This is a genomic window from Tychonema sp. LEGE 07196 (genome assembly GCF_963890365.1).
Classification (GTDB): Bacteria; Cyanobacteriota; Cyanobacteriia; order Cyanobacteriales; family Microcoleaceae; genus Microcoleus.
In genome coordinates this window covers 1-6,057 of sequence record NZ_CAWPRX010000154.1, presented here as the reverse complement: position 1 = coordinate 6,057, position 6,057 = coordinate 1, and the positions used below count along the sequence as shown (strand labels likewise).

Annotated in this window: 2 protein-coding genes; one reads left to right on the top strand and one right to left on the bottom strand. The window is 50.7% G+C overall.

The genetic code is table 11. The features are described from left to right. Positions 1-283: 283 nt before the first annotated feature. Positions 284-5,797 carry a PAS domain S-box protein gene (locus AACV78_RS17865; RefSeq protein ID WP_194012977.1) on the bottom strand — a complete coding sequence of 1,838 codons (5,514 nt, stop codon included), beginning with the start codon at positions 5,795-5,797 and terminating at the stop codon, positions 284-286. A gap of 59 nt (positions 5,798-5,856) precedes the next feature. On the opposite strand from AACV78_RS17865, the gene AACV78_RS17860 reads away from it, so the two are divergent. Next, positions 5,857-6,057 (top strand): hypothetical protein (locus AACV78_RS17860; RefSeq protein ID WP_228042719.1); only part of this gene is annotated, 201 nt, incomplete at its 3' end.

Here is a 6,057-nt window from a genome sequence, read left to right as displayed (position 1 = left end):
TCATAAAGTAGCGCTAGATATTACCCCCCCAACCCCCCCTTATTAAGGGGGGGCTAAGAGTTCATCTATAGCACATAGGTCAGAAAAATGGTATTAACAGTTAACAGTTAACAGTTAACAGTTAACAGTTAACAGTCAACAGTCAACAGTCAACAGTTAATTTACTATTCCGATGCTAACCGATTTGATATGAGTTCGTAAAACGTCATAAAAACGGTTCGTTCGCAGTGCGGAATTGAGTTCGTAAAAAGCTGCGGACTCAAGTCCTGTCTACGAACCTGCACTACTTTCGCACGTTTAATTTGGCTAAAACTGAGGCGAATCGAGCAGGATCGATCGGCTTTGCTAAATGTTCGTCGTAACCGGCGTCGATCGCCCTGGCGCGGTCTTGTTCGCTAGCATAGGCTGTCAGCGCAACCGCCGGCAAGCGCTTGATTTTGTCAGATTGGGACGATCGCACTTTGCGGATCAGCGAGTAGCCGTCCTCAACCGGCATCCCGATGTCGCTGACTAGAATATCGGGCGGCGACTGCTGCAAAAGCTCGATCGCCTCTTGGGCTGAAGCAGCCGCTGTCGCCGTCGCCCCGCACTCTTGCAGCGCTACAGTCAAAAACTCGCGGTTGTCGGGTTCGTCGTCAACAACCAACACTTTTAAACCGGCTAACATACCCAGACGGATTTGAGGGAGTTTCTTTTCCTCTTTCAACTGCCGCTGATGGCCGATCCGCTGTTTGAGGGGCAGCATGACGGTGAATGTCGCACCCCTGTCTTTACCCGGACTTTCGGCGCGTACAGTGCCGCCGTGGAGTTCCACCAAGTGCCGCACAATCGCCAATCCCAGTCCCAAACCGCTATCAGCCCTTGTAATCGACCCGTCTGCTTGTCGGAAGCGATCGAACACGTAGGGCAAAAACTCGGCGGAAATGCCTTTTCCAGTATCGCTGACAGTAATTTGCACGTAGTTAGGTGATGCGGAATCAGCCACAGCTACCGCAGATAAACTGAGGTTCACGGTTCCGCCCGCTGGCGTAAACTTGACGGCGTTTGTCAGCAAATTTGAGAGTACCTGCTGCAACCTCTGGGCGTCGCCCCACATCAATTTGACTGTGGGGTCTAATTCCGAGGAAACAGTCACAGACTTAGCCTGGGCGGCGAACATGACTGAACTCAGAGCAATTTCGACCGCGTTTGTGATGACGAACCAGCCGTCTTTCAGAGCCAGTTTGCCTTGAATAATCCGGGAAACGTCGAGCAAATCTTCGACTAGCTGCACCTGCACCCTCGACTGACGCTCGATCGCTTCCAAACCGCTAGCTAAATCATCTTCCGTGTAGGGGAGGCCGCGCAGCCTCTGCGCCCAGCCCAGAATCACATTTAAAGGCGTGCGGAGTTCGTGGGAAAGCGTGGCGAGAAACTCGTCTTTCAGGCGGTTGATGTCTTCTGCTTCGGCGCGGGCGGCTTGTTCGCGATCGAGCAACTGAGCGAGTTCTGCCTCTACTTGCTTGCGATCGCTGATGTCGGCGACGATCGACATACAATTTATATTGCCTTGAGCGTCGCGGACTGGAGTTGCCCACAAACTGATGTCGATCGTGGTGCCGTCTTTCCGTTGGCGCTGGGTTTCCATCCCCGCGATCGCCTTTCCTTGACTAATTTTTTGCAATTTTGCCGTGAATTCCTCCCGCTTGTCTGGGGAAATGGAGGGCGAAAATTGATTTTTCGCCTCTGATTCTGACCAGCCAAAAATCCTCTCGGCTGCTGGGTTCCACATTTTCACAATGCCGTCGTCGGCGCTAACAACGGTAATTCCTAGGGGACAAGCTTGGATCAAAGCTTCCAAAGTTTGGTTGGTTTGCGATCGCGCTGCTTCTGCTTGTTTGCGATCGGTGATATCGACGTTCACCCCGATCGCCCGCTGGGACAAACCGCTCTCGTCCTGAAACACCTTAGCCCTGCAAGCAATCCAGCCGATGCTGCTGTCGGGACGGCAAATGCGGAACTCAATGTTTAATTCCTCCCCGGAGGCTGCCGCGGCCTGCCACTGCTGTTGAGTGAAAGCGCGATCGTCTGGATGCACCATTGCCAGCAAATTCTGATAGCTGCTGTCTAAACCGCCGACCGGCAGTCCGTACAAAGCCTCTAATTCCGGCGTACACGCGAGTTCGTCGGTTTGGACGTTCCATTCAAAAGTTCCGATTTTGCCTGCTTGTTGAGCGATTTGCAGCCGTTCTTGATTGTTTTTGAGTTCTGCTTCCACCCTGGAGGTTTCGGTCAAGTCGATGTAAAATGCGACGATCGTCTGTGCTTCCGGGTTCTCCGGGCACAAAATCGTCCCGCCCATCAACATCGGCACGCGGCTGCCATCTTTGCGGATGTACTCTTTCTTAAAAGGAGTTGCGACTCCCGAAGCCCGCAGTTCCCCGGCCGCCAAGGCGTCGAGGTGCAGGTATTCGGGGGGTGTCATCCTGTCCCAGCGCATTTGACCAGAGAGGACATCCGATCGGGTGTAGCCCACCATGTTGAGCAGGCAGTCGTTGGCGTAGGCGATGCGGCCGCTAAAATCGCCGATCGCGACTCCGAAAATATTGGAATCTAACAGCCGCCGGAATAAAGCTTCGCTTTGCTCGATTACCCGTTTTGCTTGGTTGCGATCGGTGATTTCGGCGATCGCGCTGCTGACTCCCAACAGCGTTCCCGATTCGTCGCTGACAGGGTAAAAGCTGACTAGCCAATCCCGCACTACTCCCGGCTGTTGCAGCGTTTCGGCCTTAATTTCCAAGTCGAGCACGGGGCTTTGCGTCGCTAGCACTTGCAGGTAAATCGGCTCTACCATATCGGCGATTTCGGGAATCGCTTCTCTGACGGTGCGCCCGATGTGATCTGCGATCGATCTGCCGTTGATCTGAGCGAGGCATTTGTTGATGCGGATGTAGCGCAAATTGGTATCGACAAAGGACAGCCCGACCGGTGTAGTCTTGTAAACTAAGTCGAGTTCTGCTAGTTGGTTGCGAATGCGGATTTCGTTTTCTCGGAGCTGGTTTTGAGCTTGTTTGCGATCGGTGATATCGAGCACGAAGAACGATCCTTTGTCTGTGCATCCTTCCAAGTTTCCGGCACCGACTAAAATTGGGAGGCGCGAGCCGTCAGAGCGGATGTATTCTTTTTCATAAGGCTCGCAACTTCCAGCAGCTGCGACTTGCGCTACAGCGGCGCGATCGAGTTCTGCGTATTCCGCAGGCGTGATATCCGGCCAGCGGATATGTCCCGAAACCAAGTCTTCCCTCGTATATCCGATCATTTCCAGCAAGGCATCGTTAGCTTCTGTAATTGCGCCGTTTGCCTCCCAGAAACCGATGCCGATCATGTTAGATTCTACCACGCTGCGAAACCGCGTTTCGCTTTCTCGCAAAGCTAATTCGGTTTTTTTTGCTGCGGTAATATCTGCGAGAATTATGCCGGCACCGATGATTTCTCCCCTTGCGTTTTTAACTGGGTAGTAGTTGGCGAGCAAATAGCCCAACTCTCCAATTTTTCCCAGATTTTCGCCGCTAATTTCTACGTTTAAAACCGGTTCGCCGGAGTCGAGAACTTGCTGAATTATTGGTGCAAATTTGCCCGCCGATTCTGGGAACAATTGGCGGAAATCTTGACCGAGATGCTGCTGGGCGGACAAACCGTTGAGTTCTGCTAACACTTGATTGATGCGGATGAAGCGCATTTCGCGATCGACAAAGCAAATCGCCAGGGGAGATGCTTCTAGGAGCGAGTCAATTAAGGCAAACGATTGCGCTGTTTGAGATAGTGCTTGCTGCGCTTCTGCATAAAGTCTGGCATTGTCTAGGGCAAATGCGACATGGTATGCTAAATCTTCTAACATTGCCATGTCTTGGGAATTGTAGCGACTGCCAGATTTAGATGTAAAGCAGGTAATAGCACCTATTACCCGCCCGCGGGCTAAGAGCGGTACGCAAGCGTGGGAGCCGATATTGAGCGAGCGCAATGTTTCCATTTCTGCTGTATCTTCGGCTGCTGCTGCTGCTAAAATCTGTTCATCCACTTCGACAATTAATTCGGATTTTCCGGTGCGAATTACCAGCGGATAGCCGTTCACAGCATCAGAGGCGATCGGGCTGCGGATTTTAAAGTTATTCAGAATATCAACCGCAGAGGCTTGGGCGTGAGCTACAGCCGCGCGGCGAACTTTTGAGCCGGTTTCGGTCAAATAAATGCAGCACCCGTCAGCGATCGAATTTACTGCTAATTCTGCGACATTTTGCAGCACCGTTTCCCCGTCAAATGCCGCAGTCAGCATTTTGCTAGCTTCTGCTAAAAATGCCGACCGCTGCTGTTCTTTTTCCGCTTTTTCCCTGGCTGCTAGCTCGATTTTTAACTGCAATCTTTGAGTTTCTGCAAGTTGGAGTTCTGTGATATCGCGGGCGACAATTAATGCCGATTCTGCTGCGCCCTCTTTGTTAAATTCTGGAACTACGCGATATTGATAACTTCTGATACCCTCCGTTGATTCCGCCTGAAATTCGATGATTTCTTCTGTGCCTGTTTCTAACACTTTGTACAGGGTTTCGTCCCACATCTGGCACTGTTCTGGCGGCATTCCTAGGTCTTGAACGGTTTTGCCGAGGAAGAATGCAACGGGTTTTCCTTGGCTTCTGGCAACTGCTTGATTGACATAAATATAGCGCAGTTCTTTGTCCGTGCGGATAATCATATCTGGCGTATTTTCTAGCAGCGTTCTCAGTTGTTGTTCGCTGCTAGACAAAGCTGCTTGCGCTTGTTGTCTTTCGGTGACATCTCGCACGGTGCCCACATATCCGATGAGCTCGCCGGAGTCGGAGAACATCGGCGAGGAACAAACGTTAATCCAGCGGACAATCTTCTCTGCTGTTTCCAGGCGATATTCGATCGCATATTCCCCACCTTCGCCAGTATAATCCTGCCATCGGGTCAATACGCGCGATCGGTCTTCCGGGTGAATGCAATTCTCCCAACCGTCTCCTAAAAGTTCGGCCAAACTCAAGCCGAAAATCGCCTGAGTTCGCGGGTTTGCATAGGTGTAGCGCCCCTCGAAATCCGCCATGAAAATGCCCGCCGGCGAACAGGAACTCAAACAGCGAAATCGTTCTTCTTGAGCTTGCAGTGCTTCTTTAGCTACTGTCAGTTCTGCCGTCCGCTGTTTGACGCGGGTTTCTAGCTGGCTGTAGGATGAAGCTAGGGCTATTTCTGCTGTTTTGCGATCGGTAATATCGATGCCAGTGGCGATCGCATATTCTACCACACCATCGCCATCGACCATCACTGTATTAGACCAAGAAATGAAGCGCCTATCGCCGTTTTTAGTCCGCCAATAATTTTGATATTCGCTGTAATAATTTTCCGCGCTTAGTTTAGCAAAAACTGTTTGAACAGGTTCTATTTCTTCGGGAATTAAAAATATATCCCAAACATATTGATCCACAACTTCTGCTACCGAGTAGCCTGTGGCTTTTTCGCAAGCTTGGTTGAACCTGACAATCCGTCCTTGGCTGTCAAGAACTACAATCAAGCAAGCTGTCGTGTCAATTACTTTTGAAATAATCTGGCGTTCTATTTCAAGTTCTTGTTCAGAGGACTTTAAGCCAACATACCAAGCGCTAACCATTGCAACTGCCAAAAGTAATATTGCAGGAGTTGCCTGGAATGCAAAGACTAACAGAGTTGTCAGCAGTAAGGCCGTGGCGGCGCTAAATGTAGCAAGGCTGTTGGATTTAATGGGTAAGGGCAAGACCTGAAACCAACTCATTTTTTGTTGACCTGTAGCGATCGCGCGATCGTGCTATTTCTTCTGCGGGTGAAACAAGATTGTTAAAACTAACTACGGGTTTTTTCTATACCAAACCAGATTTGTCCGTGCCGTGCCATCTTCCCAGAGACAGATTTGTTGAAGTCATCAGTCATCAGTCAACAGTCAACAGTCATCAGTCAACAGTCAACAGTCAACAGTCATTAGTCAGAAGCAAAATAGAATCTTTTTCCCACTCTCCCCATCTCCCCCTCTCCCAC